At 61.2% G+C, this 19,670-nt stretch carries 17 protein-coding genes and 1 pseudogene; 15 read left to right on the top strand and 3 right to left on the bottom strand.

Going from position 1 to position 19,670, the window contains the following annotated elements; genetic code table 11:
- Positions 1–218 precede the first annotated feature (218 nt).
- The 13 genes and pseudogenes from J2T57_RS05375 (at position 219) to J2T57_RS05315 (ending at position 13,903) form a co-directional block, all read left to right on the top strand.
- Positions 219–1,463 carry a hypothetical protein gene (locus J2T57_RS05375; protein WP_253475389.1) on the top strand — a complete coding sequence of 415 codons (1,245 nt, stop codon included), beginning with the start codon at positions 219–221 and terminating at the stop codon, positions 1,461–1,463.
- Positions 1,464–1,697: 234 nt separating this feature from the next.
- A complete protein-coding gene (locus J2T57_RS05370; RefSeq protein ID WP_253475716.1) occupies positions 1,698–2,822 on the top strand; it encodes a glycosyltransferase in 1,125 nt (374 codons plus the stop codon).
- Positions 2,823–2,942: 120 nt separating this feature from the next.
- Positions 2,943–4,061: a glycosyltransferase family 4 protein gene (locus J2T57_RS05365; RefSeq protein WP_253475386.1), complete on the top strand. Its 1,119-nt coding sequence runs from the start codon at positions 2,943–2,945 to the stop codon at positions 4,059–4,061.
- Positions 4,058–5,050 carry a UDP-glucose 4-epimerase family protein gene (locus J2T57_RS05360; RefSeq protein WP_253475383.1) on the top strand — a complete coding sequence of 331 codons (993 nt, stop codon included), beginning with the start codon at positions 4,058–4,060 and terminating at the stop codon, positions 5,048–5,050. The genes J2T57_RS05365 and J2T57_RS05360 overlap by 4 nt, the downstream gene beginning before the upstream one ends.
- Positions 5,047–6,099 (top strand): MraY family glycosyltransferase, encoded by a 1,053-nt coding sequence (locus J2T57_RS05355; RefSeq protein WP_253475380.1) that lies wholly within the window; start codon positions 5,047–5,049, stop codon positions 6,097–6,099. Before J2T57_RS05360 ends, J2T57_RS05355 begins: the two co-directional genes overlap by 4 nt.
- Positions 6,100–6,249: 150 nt before the next feature.
- The gene (locus J2T57_RS05350; protein ID WP_253475377.1) at positions 6,250–8,241 is read left to right on the top strand and encodes a nucleoside-diphosphate sugar epimerase/dehydratase; all 1,992 of its coding nucleotides are present in this window, start codon (positions 6,250–6,252) and stop codon (positions 8,239–8,241) included.
- Positions 8,242–8,458: 217 nt separating this feature from the next.
- Positions 8,459–8,749 (top strand): annotated as a pseudogene (locus J2T57_RS05345) (type II toxin-antitoxin system VapC family toxin); the annotation flags it as partial.
- Between the two features lie 349 nt (positions 8,750–9,098).
- Positions 9,099–9,320, top strand: coding sequence for a ribbon-helix-helix domain-containing protein (locus J2T57_RS05340; RefSeq protein WP_253475374.1), 222 nt, complete (start codon positions 9,099–9,101; stop codon positions 9,318–9,320).
- Positions 9,317–9,679, top strand: a complete 363-nt coding sequence (locus J2T57_RS05335; RefSeq protein WP_253475370.1) for a type II toxin-antitoxin system VapC family toxin — start codon at positions 9,317–9,319, stop codon at positions 9,677–9,679. Before J2T57_RS05340 ends, J2T57_RS05335 begins: the two co-directional genes overlap by 4 nt.
- Positions 9,680–9,742: 63 nt before the next feature.
- Positions 9,743–9,880, top strand: a complete 138-nt coding sequence (locus J2T57_RS05330) for a DUF2220 domain-containing protein (protein WP_253475367.1) — start codon at positions 9,743–9,745, stop codon at positions 9,878–9,880.
- Between the two features lie 441 nt (positions 9,881–10,321).
- Positions 10,322–11,020 carry a hypothetical protein gene (locus J2T57_RS05325; protein ID WP_253475364.1) on the top strand — a complete coding sequence of 233 codons (699 nt, stop codon included), beginning with the start codon at positions 10,322–10,324 and terminating at the stop codon, positions 11,018–11,020.
- On the top strand, positions 11,017–11,769 hold the full coding sequence (locus J2T57_RS05320; protein ID WP_253475361.1) for a hypothetical protein: 753 nt from the start codon (positions 11,017–11,019) through the stop codon (positions 11,767–11,769). Before J2T57_RS05325 ends, J2T57_RS05320 begins: the two co-directional genes overlap by 4 nt.
- A 175-nt stretch (positions 11,770–11,944) precedes the next feature.
- Positions 11,945–13,903, top strand: a complete 1,959-nt coding sequence (locus J2T57_RS05315) for a hypothetical protein (RefSeq protein WP_253475358.1) — start codon at positions 11,945–11,947, stop codon at positions 13,901–13,903.
- A 245-nt stretch (positions 13,904–14,148) separates the two neighbouring features.
- Here J2T57_RS05315 and J2T57_RS05310 read toward each other — a convergent pair whose 3' ends face one another.
- Positions 14,149–14,931: an alpha/beta fold hydrolase gene (locus J2T57_RS05310; RefSeq protein WP_253475355.1), complete on the bottom strand. Its 783-nt coding sequence runs from the start codon at positions 14,929–14,931 to the stop codon at positions 14,149–14,151.
- Positions 14,932–15,026: 95 nt separating this feature from the next.
- Positions 15,027–16,211 (bottom strand): helix-turn-helix transcriptional regulator, encoded by a 1,185-nt coding sequence (locus tag J2T57_RS22360; RefSeq protein ID WP_253475352.1) that lies wholly within the window; start codon positions 16,209–16,211, stop codon positions 15,027–15,029.
- 178 nt (positions 16,212–16,389) lie between these two features.
- Here J2T57_RS22360 and galE point away from each other — a divergent pair, with 178 nt between their 5' ends.
- Positions 16,390–17,409: a UDP-glucose 4-epimerase GalE gene (gene galE, locus J2T57_RS05300; protein WP_253475349.1), complete on the top strand. Its 1,020-nt coding sequence runs from the start codon at positions 16,390–16,392 to the stop codon at positions 17,407–17,409.
- 192 nt (positions 17,410–17,601) lie between these two features.
- Here galE and J2T57_RS05295 read toward each other — a convergent pair whose 3' ends face one another.
- Positions 17,602–18,414 (bottom strand): sulfotransferase domain-containing protein, encoded by an 813-nt coding sequence (locus J2T57_RS05295; RefSeq protein WP_253475347.1) that lies wholly within the window; start codon positions 18,412–18,414, stop codon positions 17,602–17,604.
- Positions 18,415–18,490: 76 nt separating this feature from the next.
- Here J2T57_RS05295 and J2T57_RS05290 point away from each other — a divergent pair, with 76 nt between their 5' ends.
- Positions 18,491–19,669, top strand: a complete 1,179-nt coding sequence (locus tag J2T57_RS05290; RefSeq protein ID WP_253475345.1) for a glycosyltransferase — start codon at positions 18,491–18,493, stop codon at positions 19,667–19,669.
- Position 19,670 lies beyond the last annotated feature (1 nt).

Genomic DNA, 19,670 nt, shown 5'->3' with positions numbered 1-19,670 from the left:
GTCGGCTCCGGGCGGAGTGGGTCTGGCTCGCTGGACATACCCTCTGTTTCGAGAGAAGACTCGGCTCCGGTGGTGAACTGGTTAATCTGACCACGATGCCGCCCACATAGCTGGTGCTTTATGATTAAGGATGACAGCTTGCGGCTAGAGTTCTGTTCAGGCGCTCTGGGAGGTTGTCCATCGTCAGCAATGGCGGAAAGAGAGAAATTGTGACGATCATGACTTTTGCACTCGCGGCGACGGCGATGTTGTCGTACCTGCTTTTTGTCGTTAGGCAAGTAGATGTCTTCACTATCGCAGGCGTTTCAGCCTTTCTTTTTTCCGTGTCGCTCGTTTCAGGCATCGTCTCGGGGCCGAGAGGCTGGGAAGACAAGGAGGTCGAGGATGTTGTATATGCGTCCTTCGTTACACTTTTCCTGTTGATTCTTTTTTCCTCGTTTGTTTTTGATAAGTTGACCTGTGGGAAAAACGGGATATGTTTATCCTTCTCTGATGAGCAAGGCAGGTTGATTTCATTTTTTCTCGTTTCTGTCTCCGCCTTGCTCTTGGGTTCTTTGTTTTTCCGATATGGATCGTCTCTCATTTTCGGTCAGAGCAAGCGTGCAATCATGGACTCGGTCGGCGGTCACTACGTGGCAACGAACTGGGTCTGTCTCCTCGCAGCCACGTGGTGCTTTTATGCGAGTGGGAAGTTTGGAAAGGTTTATGCTGTTGCTTTGCTTCTTATATGGCTCCTTATTGGACATCGGGCTCCATTGGTGTTGGCCGGGATCGCCTTGGTCTTACTTTATGCGAGGCATTTTCCTCCCGTCTCGTTGCTGGGTAGACGCCCCATAACTTTTACGGGGTTACTGGTTATTTCCTTGATGGCTGTCTCCCTTGCTAAGCCGGTCTATGGCCACTTCAAAAGCGGTGGGTGGGATCAGGTTGTTGAGCTTTTCTCGGAAAATGATCTGCAAGATCTCCTATTCAGAGGAATGGAGTTCACTGGGACGCAGTATATTTTTAATGAGATTGTGTTAAGTAACTTTGTCACGGATGGCGGGCACATCGTTCGCGCACCGTTGAGTCTGGTGCCTGTCCCCAGGAGTAATTTCACGACTCCAAGCAGCGAGTTCAACGACCTGTTTCAGCCTGCGCTTTTTCCGGGGCATCCGGCTGGAATGGCATATAACTCTCTGGCGGAGTTCTATGCGGTGGCGGGATTTTTCGGAGTTTTTGTTTACCTTCTTTTATTCTCTCTTTGCCTGTTTCTAATCGCTCTTTCTATGGCTAGGCTTAGGTCGGCGTGGGTTGTTGTTGTCGCGATAATTGGCGCACTGGTGGCATTTTACTCGTACAGAAATTCTATCGCAGTAACCCTCGGGTTCATACGCTATCTGGTTTGGCCGTTTTTGGTTGCATGGCTGATTACGAAGCTACTGAGCGCGGTGGGTGGGCCGGCGCGGAGCCGCCCTGAATGAGCATCGTTCTCATCAGCAGCGGCCCGAGCGCTGGAAGGTGTGGTGTTTGAGTTTGTCTCTGTGAGTCTCGACCATCCAACGGCCTGCGGGATGCACCCCGTGACAGCTAACGTTGGCAAGGTAGCTAGTATCGATGCCGGCTGGTACGACCGAGTTGTATTATTGAGTTTGTTGTGTTCTGGCGATTTGTCGGTGGTCCGGCGTTTACTGGCACGGATATGGAGGAAGATCAGTGTGAGGGTGTTGCACGTTATAACTGGCTTGGACCGGGGGGGCGCCGAACGTCAGCTTATAAATCTGGTTGGCATACGAACTGATGATGAGGCGGCAGTATTTTCCATACTGCGTATAGGTGATATGGAAAACGACATCCGTGCAACTGGTGTCCGATTGTATTCTGGGCATGCTGGTAGGCTTTTTTCTTGGCGCTGGGTTCGTCGTCTGATGAATACCGTTCATGATTTTCGACCAGACTTAGTCATGGGCTGGATGTATCATGGCAACTTGGCGGCGCTGCTTACCCGCTCGCTGAATTACAAGGGGCCGGTTTGCTGGAACGTTCGCCACTCTGTGCACGATTTAACGCTTGAGAAGTCAACGACGCGTTGGGTTATCAGGGCTGGCGCGTGTCTTTCGAAGCGTCCTAGTAAGATTGTCTACAATAGCGTCGCCGCCGCATTTCAGCACGAGACCTTGGGCTATTCGAATAAAGGCCGCGTGGTAATGCCGAACGGTTTCGACTTGGAGCGGTTTAAGCCTGACTCGACTGTGAGGGATCGTTCTCGCCACGCATTTGGTGTGACTCAGGACGAATTATTGATTGGGGTGGTAGGTCGGGCGCATCCAATGAAGAACCACTTGGGATGGGTAGGCGCATTCAAAAAGCTTGTCCAGCGTGGCCTGCCTGTTCGATGTCTGATGATTGGTAAAGGCCTGGATGCCAGAGAGTCTCCGCTTGAAGGTGCGATTCAGATCGCCGGTCTCGACGAGCAGTTTATTCGTCTACCCGCAACCTCTAATCCAGAGCGCATCTATCCGGGACTCGATCTTCTGGTTATGCCGTCCCTATGGGGCGAAGGATTCCCCAACGTCGTTGGCGAGGCGATGGCATGCGGTGTGCCCGCCGTGGTGACGCCTGTGGGTGATGCTGCGGATGTGGTGGGCGACGCCGGTTTTGTGTGCGCGTCCACCAGTGCGGAAGATATCGCGGATGCGGTAGAGGCGGTGGTGCGTTTGGGGCACCACGAACTTTCGCTGGTCGGCCGAAAGGCCCGGCAACGCATGGAGGACAACTACGGTATAGGGGCTGTTGCCGATCGGTATGACGCACTTTTTCGTGAAGTGCTGGATGGTCAGTAGTGCATTCGCTTTTAGGTAGCCTTCTTTCCTCTGGTCAGACGCGTTTGGCTGAGTCCAGACCGTGACCGTCTGGATAGCGGGTATCGCATAGGAACTGACGTACAGGTACGAAAGGGCTTCATGAAACTGTTTTTCTTCGTAACGGAGGATTGGTACTTCTGCTCACATCGTCTTGCATTGGGCGTGGCTGCAAAGGAGGCCGGATTCGACGTAACTGTGGTTACGCAGGTCGCGGACCACGGTGATCAGATTCGTGAGGCTGGTTTGCGGGTAATCGACTTCCCTATCTCCCGAGGCAGCCTTAATCCCTTCGCTGAGCTTGACGTGGTTCGTCGGTTGGCGAAGATCTATCGCCGCGAGCGTCCGGATATCGTTCACCATGTTGCGCTGAAGCCGGTGCTGTATGGCTCTATGGCCGCCTGGCTAGTGGGGCGAAAGAAGGTGGTCAATGCGATAGCGGGAATGGGTTGGGCGTTTTCTTCCAGCAGCGGTGTCGCCAAAGCGCTGAAGCCGGTCATCAGAGGCCTGCTGCGGTGGTTACTCAATCACGGTGAAGTCATTGTCCAGAATCATGATGATGCGGATCTGGTGAGGCGGCTTGGTGTTGAGCATGTGAACCTGATCCAGGGTAGTGGCGTCGATGTTGACCGGTTCCACCCGGTCGAGCGCAGTCATGCCCCCCCCGTGGTCATGCTTGTGGCGCGCATGATCTGGGATAAGGGCGTTCAGGAGTTCGTCGAGGCAGGGCGTATTCTGCGCGCGCGAGGAGTTGATGCACGATTCGTCCTCGTTGGGGATCCCGATACCGGCAACCGGGCTCAGGTTCCTCAGGGTGTGTTGCGTCAATGGTCGAAAGACGGGGACGTGGAATGGTGGGGACGTCGGGACGATATGCCAGCGGTGCTGGAGCAGGCGCATATTGCCTGTCTACCGTCTTACCGAGAAGGGATGCCGAAAACCCTTTTGGAAGCGGCAGCCGCCGGGCTGCCCATCGTAACCTCTGATGCGCCGGGTTGCCGTGAGGTTGTGATCGACGGCGACAATGGCCTGCTCGTCCCAGTCAAGGATGCAACTCGCCTGGCTGACGCGTTGCAGGCGTTGATTGAGGATGAGCCCCTTCGCAGCCGTATGGGGTTGCGCAGCAGGGCGCTCGCGATGGAGCGGTTTACGGACGAGGCAATTATCAACGCAACGTTAAGCGTGTACGGCAAGCTTGGTTTCAATGTGGAGCGCGCATGACTCCGCGGCGAATTTGCCTTGTCACGGGAGCCACCGGTTTCGTCGGGAGTGCTCTTTTGCGGCGGCTGGAGGGGGTTTCCGCGTTGCATGTCAAGGCCTTGGTTCGTGACCAAGGCGCGCGTTTACCAGAGGGCGTAACTCCCGTGCTGGCCGCCGGCGATCAGGCCTTGCAGCAGGCTCTTCCGCTTGATGATGTCGATGTTGTTGTGCATTGTGCGGCCCGCGCTCACATCATGCGTGATGTGGCGGAAGAACCTCTCGCCGAGTTTCGTAAGGTAAATGCCGAGGGCACCATAAGCCTCGCCCAGCAAGCGGCTCAGGCCGGTGTTCGGCGTTTCGTGTTCCTCAGCTCAATCAAGGTCAATGGTGAGTCGACGCCTGTCGCCGAGCCCTTTCGGCCGAACGACTTGCCCGCGCCGCAGGATGCCTATGGTCAGTCCAAGCAAGAGGCCGAAGAGGGGCTAGGCGCGATTATGCGCGATAAGGGGATGGAGGTCGTCATCGTGCGCCCACCACTGGTCTATGGTCCCGGCGTAAAGGCCAACTTCGCCCGTCTGATGCGCCTTGTTGAACTGGGTTTGCCGCTTCCGCTGGCGTCGGTTGATAATCGCCGCAGTCTTGTGGGTCTGGATAACCTCGTCGATATGCTCATTCAGTGCATTCATGCTCCGAATGTCGCAGGGAAGACCTTGCTGGTTTCCGACGGGCAAGATCTCTCTACGCCGGATTTGATTCGGCTGATTGCCAGAGCAATGAACAAGAAACCCCGCTTATTACCAGTCCCGCCAAGGGCATTGCATCTTCTTGGTCGAATGCTGGGTAAGCAGGATGAGGTAGAGCGGCTCTGTGGGTCGCTGTGCGTGGATATCTCCGAAACAAAGCGCCTTCTCGGCTGGACGCCCCCGCACAGCCCGGAAGAGCAGATTCGCCGGACGGTCGATCACTACCTCAAGCAACACGCAGCGACCGCGGAGCAAACGCGCTCGTGACTGTGCTGTTTTTGCTGGCATTGGTGTTTGCATTTTCGGCCGGGCTCACGCTGGTTCTACGGCGCTACGCCCTGCAGCGCAACCTCATGGACGTACCCAATGCACGCAGCAGTCATTCGGTCCCCACGCCGCGGGGTGGGGGCGTTGCCATTGTGGTGGCCTCTTTGCTGGCGATTGCGTTGCTGGGTGCAATCGGCGTCCTGCCGGCTTACGTCGCCATTGGCCTGGCGCTGTCGTCGCTCATGGTTGCCGCCGTGGGGTATGTTGATGATCTACGCCATGTGGCTGCGCGGTGGCGCCTAATGGTGCACCTGGGTGCTGGGCTGCTGTTGGTGGCCTTTGTTGGTTCGCTGCCACCGGTGCCGTTCTTTTCCGGGGAGATTGCGCTCGGCTGGCTGGCCTTGCCGCTGGTTGTATTGTCTTTGGGGTGGCTGCTTAACCTGTACAACTTCATGGATGGCATCGACGGCATCGCCGCCGCCGAGGCGGTGACTGTCTGTCTGGCCATGACTCTGCTGTTGTGGGCCTGGGACGAGATTGAGCTTGCCGTGGCCGTCGCGGCGCTAGGCGCGGCAAGCCTCGGGTTTCTGGTGTGGAACTGGCCACCAGCGCGCATTTTTATGGGCGACGCCGGTAGCGGGTTTGTTGGGTTTACGTTTGGCGCGCTTGTTGTGGTGAGTTGGGCGGATGCGGCCTTCCCCATCTGGCCGTGGCTAATCATGCTGGGCGTGTTCATTGTTGATGCGTCTATCACGCTGGCTCGCCGGGTGCTGCGGGGCGAGCGCTTTTACGAGGCCCACCGGTCCCACGCCTACCAACATGCCTCCCGGCGTTTCGGGGCACATCGGCCGGTCACTCTTGCGGTGATTGCCATCAACCTCCTGTGGCTATTGCCACTCGCATGGATGGCTGTCGGCAATCCGGGTCTTGGGCCATTATTTCTGGCGATTGCCTGGGCGCCGCTGGTTGTCGTTGCATTGTTATTTCATGCGGGTCTGCCGGAACCAGCTCACAGCGACCGCACCGAGTCGCAACCCGGAAAGCAGTAACCTCGCTGTTATACTGCACTGCAGTACGTGGGAAAAACGTTGGCTGAATTCCTCGCCATGACTATGAGAAGTTAGGTATAAGGTCGCCAAGTTCGGGTGACATGACTTCTGCCGTGATGGGGCTTGCGCATTAGGGGTTCGAGACAGTCGATGGAAGGCTTCAGAGACAAGGTCAGGCGTGCGCGGCAATACCTTGGGACACTTCCCAGACTGGGCAAGCGCTTGCTGATGGTGGCGACGGATCTGCTTCTTTTGTCCGGCGCCGTCTGGGCCGCCTTTGCCTTGCGCCTGGGTGATCCGCTGCATCCCTATTTCGTCAAGAACTGGTGGCTCGTCCTTGCGGTACCCGCCATTGCGATTCCCTGCTTTTATCTGAGCGGTCTGTATAGCAACGTCGTGCGCTACATGGGGCCGCAGGCGGTCTCCGCCGCGCTGAAAGGGGCGGGGTTGGCGACTCTCTCGTTTATCGCCCTTGTAGCTGTCCTGCGTCTGGAGACCGTCCCCCGGACAAGTTACGTGATCTTCTTCCTGCTCGTGCTGGCGCTGTGCGGTGGCATCCGCTTCGTAGCCCGCACTTGGTTCCAGGCCTTGATGCGCCGGCGCCGGGGGCGCCATAACGTTGCGATTTATGGCGCGGGTCACGCAGGGGCGCAATTGGCTGTGGCCCTGGAAGGTGGCGTTGAGTTCTTCCCCCGTGCCTTCGTCGATGACGATAGCAGCACCCATGGCCAGGTCATCGCCGGGCGCAAGGTGTTTTCGCCCGATCGATTGCCGTGGCTCATCGAGCGGTACGGCCTAACCCATGTCTTGCTGGCAATGCCGTCATTGGGCCGGGAGCAGCGCCGCCGCATCGTAAATCGCCTGGAGCAGCTTCCGGTTCATATCAAGACGATGCCGGCGCTGGCTGATCTGGTATCCGGGCGCGCCCGGGTTTCTCAGGTGCAGGAGGTCGATATTGACGACCTGCTGGGCCGGGAAGGGGTTGTACCCAACGAGGATTTGCTGCACCGCGCCTTGGCAGGCCGCGTCGTGCTGGTTACCGGGGCTGGCGGTTCGATTGGCTCTGAAATCTGTCGTCAGGTGTTACAGCGCGCCCCGGTGAAACTTCTGCTGCTCGAGCAGTCCGAGCACTCGCTTTACGCCATCGAACGCCAGCTTCAGGCCCTGGTGCGCGTGGGGAAGCTCGGCACGCGCATCGTGCCGCTGCTCGGCACCGTGACCAACTCTGCTCGCTTGCGTGCAATCATGCAGGCCTATGGTGTTGAGGTGGTCTACCATGCGGCCGCGTACAAGCATGTGCCCATCGTTGAAGAAAACGTGCTTGAAGGGGTAGAGAACAACATCTTCGGGACGCGCTGCGCCGCAGAGGCAGCGATGAGTGCAGGTGTGCCCGAGTTTGTGCTGATTTCCACCGACAAAGCAGTTCGCCCAACCAATGTCATGGGTGCCAGCAAGCGCATGGCAGAGTTGATCCTGCAAGCGCTGGCGGAGCGAGGCGGACACGGCACACGATTCTCCATGGTGCGGTTTGGCAACGTATTGGGCTCTTCGGGCTCGGTCGTGCCGCTGTTTCGCGACCAGATTCGTCGCGGCGGCCCAGTGACGGTGACCCACGAGGAGATCACGCGCTACTTCATGAGTATTCCCGAAGCAGCAACTCTGGTGATTCAGGCTGGTGCCATGGCCGAGGGTGGCGACGTGTTCGTGCTGGATATGGGGGAGCCGGTCAAGATTGTCGACCTCGCCCGGCGCATGATCCACCTTTCCGGCTTTACCGAGCAGAGCGAAGACAACCCGGGTGGCGATATAGCCATCGAGTTCACTGGGCTGCGGCCGGGTGAAAAGCTTTACGAAGAGCTGTTATTGGGCGACAACGTAACGCGCACCAGTCACCCCATGATCATGCGTGCGCAGGAAGCGCGAATTCCGTGGGACGATTTGAGCGCAAGGCTGGACGCCCTTGCCGAGTGTATTTCCAGCTTCGACTTCGAGCGCGCCCGAGAAATCATGGCAAGCGCGGTGGAGGGCTACGCCCCGCAAGGGGTCACCTTCGACCTGCTAGGGCGGCAGTTGACCACCAACGCCCAGAAAACCCCCACCACGGCCCCGTCATCCCCCGAGCGCCGCGCACGCCCGCATTGAGTGGCGAATGTCTCGCTACCGTTGCGGTGCGTTACGCGCAAGCGCTAACGCACCCTACATCGGGCCTAGCCAACCGGCACGCCTGTCAATGGCCAACCAACGGCCGCGGCGCAATGTGCGGCGGGCATCCCGTCGCCCTGCCCATTGGCACGGCCAAACGTAGGGTGTGTTAGGCCGAAGGCCGTAACGCACCGCACCAACGGCGGCCATTGCCCCACACCGACTCATATTCAGTGCTGCCAGCATGTGGAAGGTGGCGATCAAGGCGTCCCTCGGCAGAGGCGACTTTCATGTTGAGCCGCACTTGCTGCGGCGGGGGTTGCTCGAGAACGGCTATGAGGAGCTGCCGATATCGGGTATCCACACCCTTGGCGTGCTCAGCCTGCCGGACATCCATCGGAACCCTTTCGATCGCATGCTCATCGCCCAAGCGCAGACCGAGGGTGCCCTGCTACTCACCAGCGATTCCACAGTGGCGCGGTACCCGGGGCCAGTGCGCCTGGTTTGATTCGGTGTTTGCCATGATCGTTGGCTGCTATCCCGGCGCCATGGGGGCCGTTGGAGCGCCGTCACGGTGCGTTACGCGCAAGCGCTAACGCACCCTACAGCGGGCTCGGCCAATCGGGCGGCACACCCCAGACCACGGGGCACGGCGCAAAGTTCGTTGGGCATCCCCACGCCCCGCCCATGGGCACGGCCAAGCGTAGGGTGCGTTAGCGTGCAGCGCGTAACGCACCGCGACGGTGTTCTGGAAGACCAAATGCTGCGAAGGCCTCCCCCCGCCGAAGCCCGATCGGATTGTATGCCCAAGCATCCCGATATATGATGACGATGATAGTCATCATTCTGGAGTTGTCGTGAGAACTATTATTGACTTACCCGACGATCAGGTTGAGTTGCTCAAGCAACTGAGCAAACAGTCCCGCCTGTCCCGAGCGGAGCTGGTGCGTCGGGCAGTGGCCGACTATCTGCAGCGCAACCATTCAAACAACGGCGAAGAAGCCTTCGGCATCTGGCGTCACAAACAACTTGATGGTGTGGAATACCAACGCAGGCTGCGCGCCGAGTGGGATGCATGAAGGCGCTACTGGATACCAACATCCTGATCGACTACCTCAACGGCGTTGAAGCGGCTCGCACGGAAATACGCCGATACACCCAACCGGTCATCAGCCCCGTCTCGTGGATGGAGGTCATGGTGGGGGTCAGCGTTGATGACGAGTCGACAGTCCGCCAGTTTCTGGCAGGTTTCCAGCAAGTGGTCATCGATCACGCTGTCGCCGAGCAGGCGGTCGCCATTCGGAAGCAATATCGTGTTCGCCTGCCAGATGCCATCATCTGGGCAAGCGCGAGGCGCGAAAACGCCTTGTTGGTAACGCGCAATAGCAAGGACTTTCCGGCGGATGAGCCCGGTGTTCGGGTGCCGTATCTGCTCTGAGCAATGGAAGAAGCCAGTCGCAGAGGCGGAGCATATTGTTCGGCTTTGTCGACTCTGCCTGCCTTGTACGCAGCCGCCGATGAGTCAGTGTTCGAGCGCTTTCTGCGGGACAATACCGTTGCAGACTGCCTGCGCCTGGAACAGGAGCGCATCGGCTTCGGATTCCTGGAGCAGGCTTTGGCCAGCCTCGACGCTGTGTAATTCCCAGTCTTCGCCAGACCCCACCGCTGCTGCGGTGCGTTACGGCCTTCGGCCTAACACACCTACGTTTGGCCGTGCCCGATGCCCATGCCGGATGACATGCCCGCCAGTCGTGCAGCATGCCCATGGCCGTACCCACGCCGGATGACGTGCCCGTCGACCATGCCCCCGTAGGGTGTGTTAGCGCGAAGCGCGTAACGCACCGCAACAGCGTCTCATCTGCCTCATTCGCACGATTAACCCATATGGGTGATGCCCCACCCGTGCGATTCCGCTCTAATCCGGATTGAACAAAAAGAGCGTTCGACGCCGGGGGTTTGCCGGCCGCCGAATCCGAAAGTCTGCAGGGTGGGCAGAACGATGGTCGTAAGGTCTTGGATTGCGCGGTTGCCAATGGTGACCTCCTTGCTGGCGGGTGTCGCACTGGCACTCGCAGGGTGCATGAGCAGCTCAGGAGGTGGGGGAGGCGGTGGTGGTGGCAGCAGCGGGCCGGGGGCGCCGGCTTCCGTCATTGGCTATCGCATGGTGCAGACGGTGGAGCGCAACGACGGCAAGTCCACCACCATTGCGCCAGGGCGCACCATTACCTATCAGTTCATCGACCAGCAGACGATCCTTGGCGAGGGGCTGCGGACCCTGCCCACCACGTCCTGGCGCTATTCTCGATCGGGTAGCCGGGCAACGGTGGAACTCAACTACAGCGCCGGCAGTTCTGTTGAGCGACTCACGTTCACCACGCCCACCAGCGGCACCTACCGCTCCGACAACCGGTTGAACACCGGCCTCACCGGTTGGCACGAGGGGCGCTTCACGATCAGCCTGCTCGATGATTCCGGCTCCGGCGGCGGCAGCTCACAACCGGGTTGTGAAACGAACAACACCGGGACAATCACATTCTGGGTGAGTGTGGCCGATGGCGGGACGACCACAGTGTTTCTCCAGGACGCCGGGACACGCTCGACGGACGGCTTTCGCACCGTTGCACCCGCCTGCGGCAGCGAGGGCACGGGTATCGCCACCTACGCGAATGTGAGCGCCGGTAGCAGGCAGTTCACTGCCCGGGACGATGTCGGCACCTGGGGCCCGGCCACGGTCACGGTCAATGCCTGCGACTGCACGCTGCTGGAGCTTGGCGAGTGATGAAGCGATGGTCGCCCAGCCTGGCAATCGGGCTTGTCGTGCTGTTTGCCGGGTGGTGGCTGGCTGGCCCGACAGGCACGGTGACTGCCCTGGTCGGCCCGGCGTCGACAGATTCGGCAGATCATCCGGCTAGCCGGGACAATCCTGCGGCTGTCGCACCGCGTGACTTCACCATGGAGGCAGCACCGCGCCGGTCATCCAGTGACGATGACTTTTTGCCGGCTCCCTATGCTCCGCTGTTCGACACCGACTCCGCCACGATCAAGGCCTGGATCAGCGCCGAACGGGATCAGGTCGCCTATCGTGCCGGCCTGGTTGCGTTGTCCCACTTCGTCAGCGAAAAGGGCCCGCGACGGGAGGACTGGTGGAACGTCCAGGCCGCACCGGGTGCGTTGTGGTTACACGAGCCGGAGGCGGCTGATATTGCCATGCCCTTGTCCGGTTTGCCTGCGCTGCCGTCCACAATTCTGGCGCGGCTGGAGTTGCCGGATCACTACTACACCGATCACGTCATCGTCCGCTGGGTGGATGCGAGCCGTGGCCGGGTTCTTGGCCTGCAGCGGGTGCAAACCAACCACCTCAGCGGCTCCCAACTCTTCACGACACGTCCCCCCGAGGCAGTGGAGGAGGGCTACTACCGCCTCGAAGTCTACGACCCCGCCGACGCCTTCCAGCGCGTTGCCGCCATCAGCATGGCCGTCGGCCCCAACAACCACACAACAGCCCGCAAACGGCACGGCCAAATGTAGGGTGCGTTAGCGCGAAGCGCGTAACGCACCGCACCGACCCAGAAAACCCTATTCGGACCAACGATCGCTGTTACAGATGGGCACGCGATCACAACGTTTACACCAGATGGGTGATGTCTCGACACAAGTGGCTTCCTACCATCACGGGACACGTCAGTCCGTCCAGGGGGGAACTATGCTGATTCGATATCGAGTGGCAGCGCTTGCCACCACGCTTTGTGCTTCGTTCATTCTCGCAGCCTGCAACAGCGGGGGTGGCGGAGGCGGAGGAGGTGGCGGTAACGGTGGGGGCAGTACCGGCGGGGGCGGGTCTTCAGGGAGTGCCGCCATCGTCAGCGCGCTGCAGGTGAGCCTTGAAGGGGCCCAGGGCCTGCTGGTGACCGGCAGCGACGGCACTGCAGCAACGGCAGCCGGTGTGAATGGCGGGGAGTTCGATCCGGATGAGTACCTGGTGGGCGTCCAGAATGAGGTTGGGCTGGACCCGGACAGTCTGTACAAGGCCACAGTCGATGGCCGCCTGGAGCGCGTTGACTGGACGGGCGAGGATGGGTCGGACATTCCTCCGGGCACGATCATCCCGAAAGCCGTCACCGAGCTGACTGATCGCTTCGTCGCCATCGGTTTCGAGCAGACCGTCGAGGACGGCGAGACGCTGCGCCTATCATTTCTCGCCGAGAAATCCACCGGGCTCGCGTACAGCGAGGATCCGATGACCCCGGGGCCGTTGCACCTGAATCTGTTCGCGGAGCCGCGCAAGATCACCACGGACCGGGATGGCAATATCTACCTCGAAGGTCTCCTGCCGGGTGTGTCGCAGGACGGAATCGGCGCCGTCGGTATCTACAGAATCGATGTGTCCGCGGTTGGCAGCGAGGAAAATGTCGAGGCGACGCTCATCAGCGGTGACGACAACTACATCGGCTTCTGGGAGATACCTTACGACGGACGCTTTCTTGCTTATGCGGGTTCCACGCCCGAGGGAGTGTCGGTGGACCGCCTCCGTCGCACCGATGCGCCTGGCTTCGACAACTCGGACATCGAGTTGGCCAACCGAATGCTCCTCGGGATCAATGGCGAGGTGTATGCGTTCGACAATGACGTAGAAGAGCCGCGACTGCTCAGGCTCGACCTTCGAATCAATAACGGCATCCCGGAAACCGTTCTCACGGAGATGGTTCCGCCGGAGGGCGCGCCCGGCATCATGATTCCCTTTAGCGTGGAAAGGCGGATTGTGGCTGGACGGCTGATCGTCCCCGCAGGACTGACCGTGGGTCGCGGATCCAGTGAGCCCTTCAGTACGCCCTACGAGGTGCGGCCCGAGCAGGGCTACAGCCGCCCGGTGCCGGAGCTGGAGAACATTTTCGAGAGCATTCGCGGTTATACGGCCACCGAGCGTTTCCTGTTCTTCTTCGCGGATACCACTGCCGCCGCGCCCGGGGGTGCGGACGATGGCGTGATCATTCGCTGGGATGGCACCTCCGGTGATGTCGTGAGGCTTGACGTACCCTCCACCCTGGACCTGGCCGAGTTCGAGGTGTTATCCGACAGCCGGGTCTGGGTGCGTGCGGTGGAGAGAGCGACCGACTCCACGGTCATTGGCGAGATCGACTTGGCCGGTGCCTTCGTTGAAACCGGTCGCATTGCAGGTACGCAGCAGGTGCTCGTGTTGCGGCCGATCAGTCCAGCACAGTTCATCGTGGTGGATGGCCTCGCGAGTGACTGGCCGGACGAGCTCATTCTCACAACCGATGGTGGAGACATCGCTGCCTTGGGGGCGATTGCAGACCGTGGTCTGCTCAAGCTGCTGGTTCGTACTGCGGAGATGCCTGAAGGCGGCTTGGTTCTGCACGTTGATGACGGTATGACCGAGTTCACGATCAAGTTCGATCCCGATATCGCGGCCTTTGCCTATTACACCAGCACGAACGGCGACCAGGTTAACGCAGCGCAAGAGGGCTGGATTGCCGCCCGCGGTGCCGATGGCTTCGAGTTCGCGATTCCGACTGAGACATTTACCACGGGCGCGATGTTGAGCATTACCGCGACTTTGGCGGATCTCAACGACGATGATGATCGGGTGAATGTGGAGGACACAGGGGCAAGCATTGGCCCTGCGCTATATACGCTGCCTTGATTGAGAGGGCGCTGGCCGTAATGTACCGTGATTGGCGGTGCGTTACGGCCTTCGGCCTAACACACCCTACATTCAGCCGTGCCCAATGCCCATGGAGAATGACGTGCCCACCCATCCGTCGTGCTGCATGCCCCGTGCCCATTGCGGATGCGGATGACGTGCCCGTCGGCCGTGCCCGCCGTGGGTCCGGTAGGGTGCGTTAGCGCGAAGCGCGTAACGCACCGCCTCAGCGCTCGCTGAACCCCTCAACCAAACCGTCGCAGCGCGTCCAGCAAATGCCCGTTGAACACCTGCGGGGCTTCCATCTGCAGGAAGTGCCCTGAGTCGGGCATGACCGTCTCGGTCATGTGCGCGCTCCAGCGTTCCCGCGAACTCTCGGGAATCAGCTTGCCGTTGATGGCGTGCACGGGGCACTGCATCCGCTCGAACGCCGCAGCCGGGCTCCAGGCCAGCAGGGATTTCCACAGCGGCAGGGCCCAGGCGGGATCGGCTTGGGCCATTTCCGTCCGCAATCGCTCTTTCAGCGTGTCCGGCGTGATCTCGGTGCTGGTGTTCTCCACCAGGGCAGCAATTGCCTCGGAAAAGTCGTCGCGGAACGACTTGTGAATCTGCTCCTGGGTGTCGGCATCCAGGCCGCCGTAATCGATCACGAAAGTATCCGCCAGGATCACGCCCCGGGCCTGCTGATCGAGCCGTGCCGCTGCCTCCAGCGCTACCGCACCCCCCATGGAGTGCCCCACCAAGATGACGTCAGCTTCCGCATGCTCCGCCACGAGTTGGCAGACATCCTCCGCCAGCCCCTCGATAGTCCAGTCAGCCCGGTCGGGTGCGGGCGTGTCGCCGTGGCCGGGCAGGTCGGGCGCCAGCACGGGGTATTCACCGGGCAGCGCCTCGATCTGGGGTTCCCAGTAGGCGCGGCGGCAGGTCCAGCCGTGGATGAAGAGCACGGTAGGTTTGTCGGCGTTGCCATCACGCACGCTCACCGTCATGGGCTGGCCGTCGGCGGTGCGGGCGGTCACTTGTCTCACTGCAGTGTCTCCTTCGACTTATCGTGTTTTTTTGCGTCGCTGCCCCATTGCGCGAGCCCGGACGCTTTCAATGCCACCTCGGTGGATGGAGCCGTTTAAGCCGGCAACGCGGATTCAGCCCGACAGGCCGGACTCAACAGAATCTGCCGGGTCAGTGCCGCCTGTCGGTGCGCACCGGTCTTGCGCATGGCGGCCTTGAGCTGGGTCCGCACCGTGTGCACGCTGATGCCACAGTCCCTCGCGATCTCCTCCAGGCTGTCGCCCAGTGCCACCGCTGTGGCAGCGCGGGCCTCGGCCTCCGTCATGCCATAGAGCGCGGCCAGCGCCGCCTGGTCGATTTTCGGCATCATCGATGGGTCGTAAATGAACACTGCGGCGAAGCCGCCGCTGCGGGGCATCCACTCGCTGCACTCGCCCTCCGGATGGATTGGGGTGACGATCAGCCTTAGCGGTTCCCCGGCCTGGCGCCGAACCAGCACGTCGCCGCCGGCAGAGCCAGTCCGGCCGATGGCGGTCCCGAGACAGCTCCGGATCATGCGGTTGACGCGCTGGGTGTCGACGTCCAGTTCGCACTGCACCATGCCGCCGCTGGGGGCGGGCAGGGCGCCGCGTTGGATCAATGCCTCGGCGTCCGGTGAGATCCAACGCACCATGCCCCGCTCACCCAGCAGGATGTACGGCAACCGATACCGACTCGCCGCAGCCGCGATGGCGCTGCGCTGCGCATATTCCGCCGCCATGGTTCGGTTGATGAACAGCGCCCGGCGGAAGTGGGGGATCAGCGAATTGATCGCATCGGTTTCAATTTCGTTGTAGTGGCCCTGGTCGTGAGTGCGCTGGACGAGCAGTTGCACGGTCTGCCCGCCGGCCTGGTCAATCGTGCCGCAGACACCGTGGTGGATGTCCAAGCCTTTGGCCCAGTCGTTAAAAAACTCGGTGCGGTAGAAGCTTTTCTGGTCGCAGGAGAAGTGCAGATACGTTGAATACAGGCGCCCTGGCCGCTTGCGACCCAGTTCTGTGCGCCAGGGGCAACAGTTCACGAAATGATCCACGTAGCGCTGGTGCGCGGCGTCGTCGGTATTGACCTTGATGCTGGTCAACACGTCTGAAGCCGAGTCATCCATGATCAGCAGTCGCGAAGACCGCGACACGGTTAGCGCAACCAGATCCTCCAGCACCTGCTGCCATAACGCGGGCTGCGCGGCGGCAAGATAGATGGATTCGATAACCGATGTGGCATCCTGCCGTCCGGTCGGAAAAGCCTGGACGACTGCATTCACCCCCGAATACCCCCCATTTGGTTCGGAGTTGTACTTATTATCTACTGCCGACCATAACCAAATACCGCCGGCCCCACAACGGAACTGTTCCACAACTTGCGTGTTATAGCCGTGACGGTGAGTATGCGCAGATGAGCATGTCAGTTTCATTGACAACCCCAGGGCAGGAGCGCAGAGCATGAACATACTCGTGACCGGCGGCGCCGGTTACATCGGCACCCACGCGGTCGTTGAACTGCAGAACGCGGGCCATGCCGTCACTGTGCTCGACAACCTCTCCAACAGCTCTGAAGAGGCGTTGGCGCGGGTAAGGCGGATTAGCGGGACCAGTCCTGCGTTCGTCAAGGGCGACATACGCGACCGCGATTTGCTTGACAGGCTGTTCGCCGACACTGCCTTCGACGCCGTCATGCACTTCGCCGGGTTGAAGGCCGTGGGGGAGAGCATGCGTCAGCCCCTGCGCTACATCGACAATAACGTCGGCGGCACCATCACCCTTTGCCAGGCCATGGATGCAGCAGGCGTGCGCCGCATCGTATTCAGCTCATCGGCCACCGTGTACGGCGACCCCGAGACGGTTCCCATTGCCGAGACCGCGCCCATCGGTGAGCCCACCAATCCCTACGGCCGCTCCAAGCTCATGGTCGAGCAGGTGCTGCGGGATTTGAGCCGGGCCGACGAGCGCTGGTCGGTGGCCTTGCTGCGGTATTTCAACCCGGTGGGCGCCCATGAAAGTGGCCTGATCGGCGAAGATCCGCTGGATACCCCCAACAATCTCATGCCCTACGTGGCCCAGGTGGCGGTGGGGCGGCTGCAGAAGCTTTCGGTGTTCGGTGACGACTACCCCACCGACGACGGCACCGGCGTGCGCGACTACATCCACGTGGTGGACCTGGTACTGGGGCATCTGCGGGCGCTGGAAATCATCGCCGAAAAACCCGGAGTACACATATGGAACCTGGGTACGGGGCAGGGCTATTCCGTGCTGCAGATGATCCGCGCCTTCGAGGCGGCCAGCGGCCGGCGCATTCCCTACGAAATCGCCCCCCGCCGTGACGGCGACATCGCCGCCTGCTACGCCGACCCCACCAGGGCCGCGCAGCAACTCGGCTGGACAGCCCGCCACGACCTCGCCCGCATGATGCAGGACACCTGGCGCTGGCAGCAGCAGAACCCGCAGGGGTATCGGGGGGAATGACGGACGGCGTAGCCAGCGAATTGCCGGCGCGCTTTTTCGGCATTCGTCACGCGTTGGGTGCTCCTACCACCGCCGGTTCGGTGCGTTACGCGCTGCGCGCTAACAGCACCCTACGGCGGGCACGGCCACCCGTCGGGCACGGCCTCACGTAGGGTGCGTTAGGCCGAAGGCCGTAACGCACCGGTTCGGCGTTCATTCTGCCTCCGCCCCCCGCTTGTACACCCCGTACAAATCATCCAACCGCTCATCGATCAGCTTGTCGATGTGGGCGATTTCCTTCGGCTTGAGATGCTTCACGTACCCGCCGGCCCGGCCCTCGCGGGTCTTGTACGTGGTTTCGTCCTTGGCGTCCCGTGGGGCGAGACGGCCGCTGCCAAGCGCATTGGTTGCCTCCATTTTGCGCATGTTGTCGAAGCTGCACTCATCCGCCGCACGCTGCAGCGTCTCGTCGCTGATGTCGTCCACACCCAGCAGTTCGAAGGCCCGGCGCAACTCGCGCACCGCGTCCTCGTGCAGGTCTTCGTACGTCATCAGCAGGAACTCCGACGGCACGGCCCTGTTTTCCGCCCAGATGTTGTAGAAGGCGATATTGGTCTCGATGCTGCCCACCGGGTGGTAGACATACTCCTCGATGCTGCCCTCGAAGTTGATGTTCCGCTTGGTCTTCTGGAAATACGCCGAGACCGTCACGTCCCGTGGGTCCCGAACCAGGAAGATCACCTTCTTGCCGGCATAGAGCGACTTGTCCCGCTCCAGCGCCTCGGCCCGCTGGAATTCGGGGCCCCCGTCGTGGTGCTGCAGGATCAGCGGCAGGCCGGGCACCTTCTGACGAAAACGGCGCAGCTTCAGCGGCCGATTCACCGTGACGCCGTAGTGATACTCCAGCGCCTTGGCAATCATCAGGCAGAGCCAGGTCCGCCCGCACTTGGGGAACGAGACAATGTGCACGTCGGCATTGCGCATCAGCCACTTGCGGCGAATTCGACTCCAGTATTTGACGAGCACCGGCGCGCTCCGTTGTCTGCTGGTGAGGGTTGGCAAAGTCTACCGATTCGGGCGGTCGGCGGACACCGCCTCAGCCATGGCGAGCGATGATAAACTTCGAACCCACGCCACCGGTCCCCATCACCTCATGGAGCCACGCTTGCCACGCCCGCCGATTGCCCTGTTGTTCGCGACCTCCGGCCACAGCGGCGTGGATCGCGTGGTGGCCAACCTGCTGCCGGAGTTCGGCCAGGTCGACCGGGAGTTCCACCTGCTCGTGATTCGCGGCCACGGACCGGCCATCCCCGCGGATCTGCCGGACAATATTCGCGTCATTCGCCTGCCGGTGGGTACCAAGAAACTCGTGCTGCCGCCCTTGCTCTGGTACCTGTTCCGTCATCGCCCCGAGGCTCTACTCACCGCCAATCATCAGCTCAACCGCGCTGCGCTGCTGGCCCGCCGTCTGAGCGGCGCACCGACGCGCATCATCATTCGCATGGGCATGTCGGTCACGGCCATGGGCGAGGATATGTCGCCCCGTGCGCGGGATGCGCTGTTCGCCTCCATGCGCCGCTGGTACCCCGCTGCGGATGCCGCAATCACGCCCTCGCAGGGTGTCGGTGACGACCTCATCCGCATCGCCGGCGTACCCACGGAACGGCTGCATGTGGTGCGAAACCCAATCCTGAACAGCCGCTTCCATGCCCTGGCCGAGGAGCCGCTGGAGCACCCCTGGTACCGTGATGCCGACCGCCCCGTAATACTGGGTGTCGGCTCGCTGGAGCCGCGCAAGGATTTCGCTACGTTGATCGGGGCCTTCGCCCTGGTGCGGGCGCAGCGCCCGGCGCGGCTCGTCATTCTGGGCAAGGGCCGGGAACGCGAGTCGCTGCTGGCGCTGGCGCAATCGCTGGGTGTTGCGGAAGACGTGGATCTGCCGGGCTATGAGCCGAACCCCTATCGCCACATGCGGCAGGCGAGTCTTTTCGTGCTGGCATCGCGCCGCGAGGGGGCTTCGGCCGTGATCGTGGAGGCACTGGCCTGCGGCACCCCCGTGGTATCCACCGACTGCCCCAGCGGCCCCGCCGAGACCCTGCAGCAAGGTCGAATCGGCAAGCTGGTTCCCGTGGGCGATCACGAGGCCATGGCCGCGGCCATGCTGGCGACGCTGCATGCCCCGTCGGACGGCGCTTTCCTGCGTGCCGCCGTGGCCGATGACCGGGCGGATGTGGTGGCGCAACGGTATCTGGCGGCGATGGGTTTGAACGAATGCATGTAGT

The sequence above is a fragment of the Natronocella acetinitrilica genome, assembly GCF_024170285.1.
In the GTDB taxonomy this organism is placed as follows: Bacteria; Pseudomonadota; Gammaproteobacteria; order Nitrococcales; family Aquisalimonadaceae; genus Natronocella; species Natronocella acetinitrilica.
This window is presented reverse-complemented; position numbering and strand designations above follow the sequence as displayed.

Excerpts from the sequence above, each read along its gene's own strand:
- galE (WP_253475349.1), top strand. The coding sequence starts at position 16,390 with ATGAACATACTCGTGACCGGCGGCGCCGGTTACATCGGCACCCACGCG.
- J2T57_RS05350 (WP_253475377.1), top strand. The coding sequence starts at position 6,250 with ATGGAAGGCTTCAGAGACAAGGTCAGGCGTGCGCGGCAATACCTTGGG.
- J2T57_RS05315 (WP_253475358.1), top strand. The coding sequence starts at position 11,945 with ATGCTGATTCGATATCGAGTGGCAGCGCTTGCCACCACGCTTTGTGCT.
- J2T57_RS05335 (WP_253475370.1), top strand. The coding sequence starts at position 9,317 with ATGAAGGCGCTACTGGATACCAACATCCTGATCGACTACCTCAACGGC.
- J2T57_RS05360 (WP_253475383.1), top strand. The coding sequence starts at position 4,058 with ATGACTCCGCGGCGAATTTGCCTTGTCACGGGAGCCACCGGTTTCGTC.
- J2T57_RS05290 (WP_253475345.1), top strand. The coding sequence starts at position 18,491 with ATGGCGAGCGATGATAAACTTCGAACCCACGCCACCGGTCCCCATCAC.
- J2T57_RS05365 (WP_253475386.1), top strand. The coding sequence starts at position 2,943 with ATGAAACTGTTTTTCTTCGTAACGGAGGATTGGTACTTCTGCTCACAT.
- J2T57_RS05375 (WP_253475389.1), top strand. The coding sequence starts at position 219 with ATGACTTTTGCACTCGCGGCGACGGCGATGTTGTCGTACCTGCTTTTT.
- J2T57_RS05325 (WP_253475364.1), top strand. The coding sequence starts at position 10,322 with ATGAGCAGCTCAGGAGGTGGGGGAGGCGGTGGTGGTGGCAGCAGCGGG.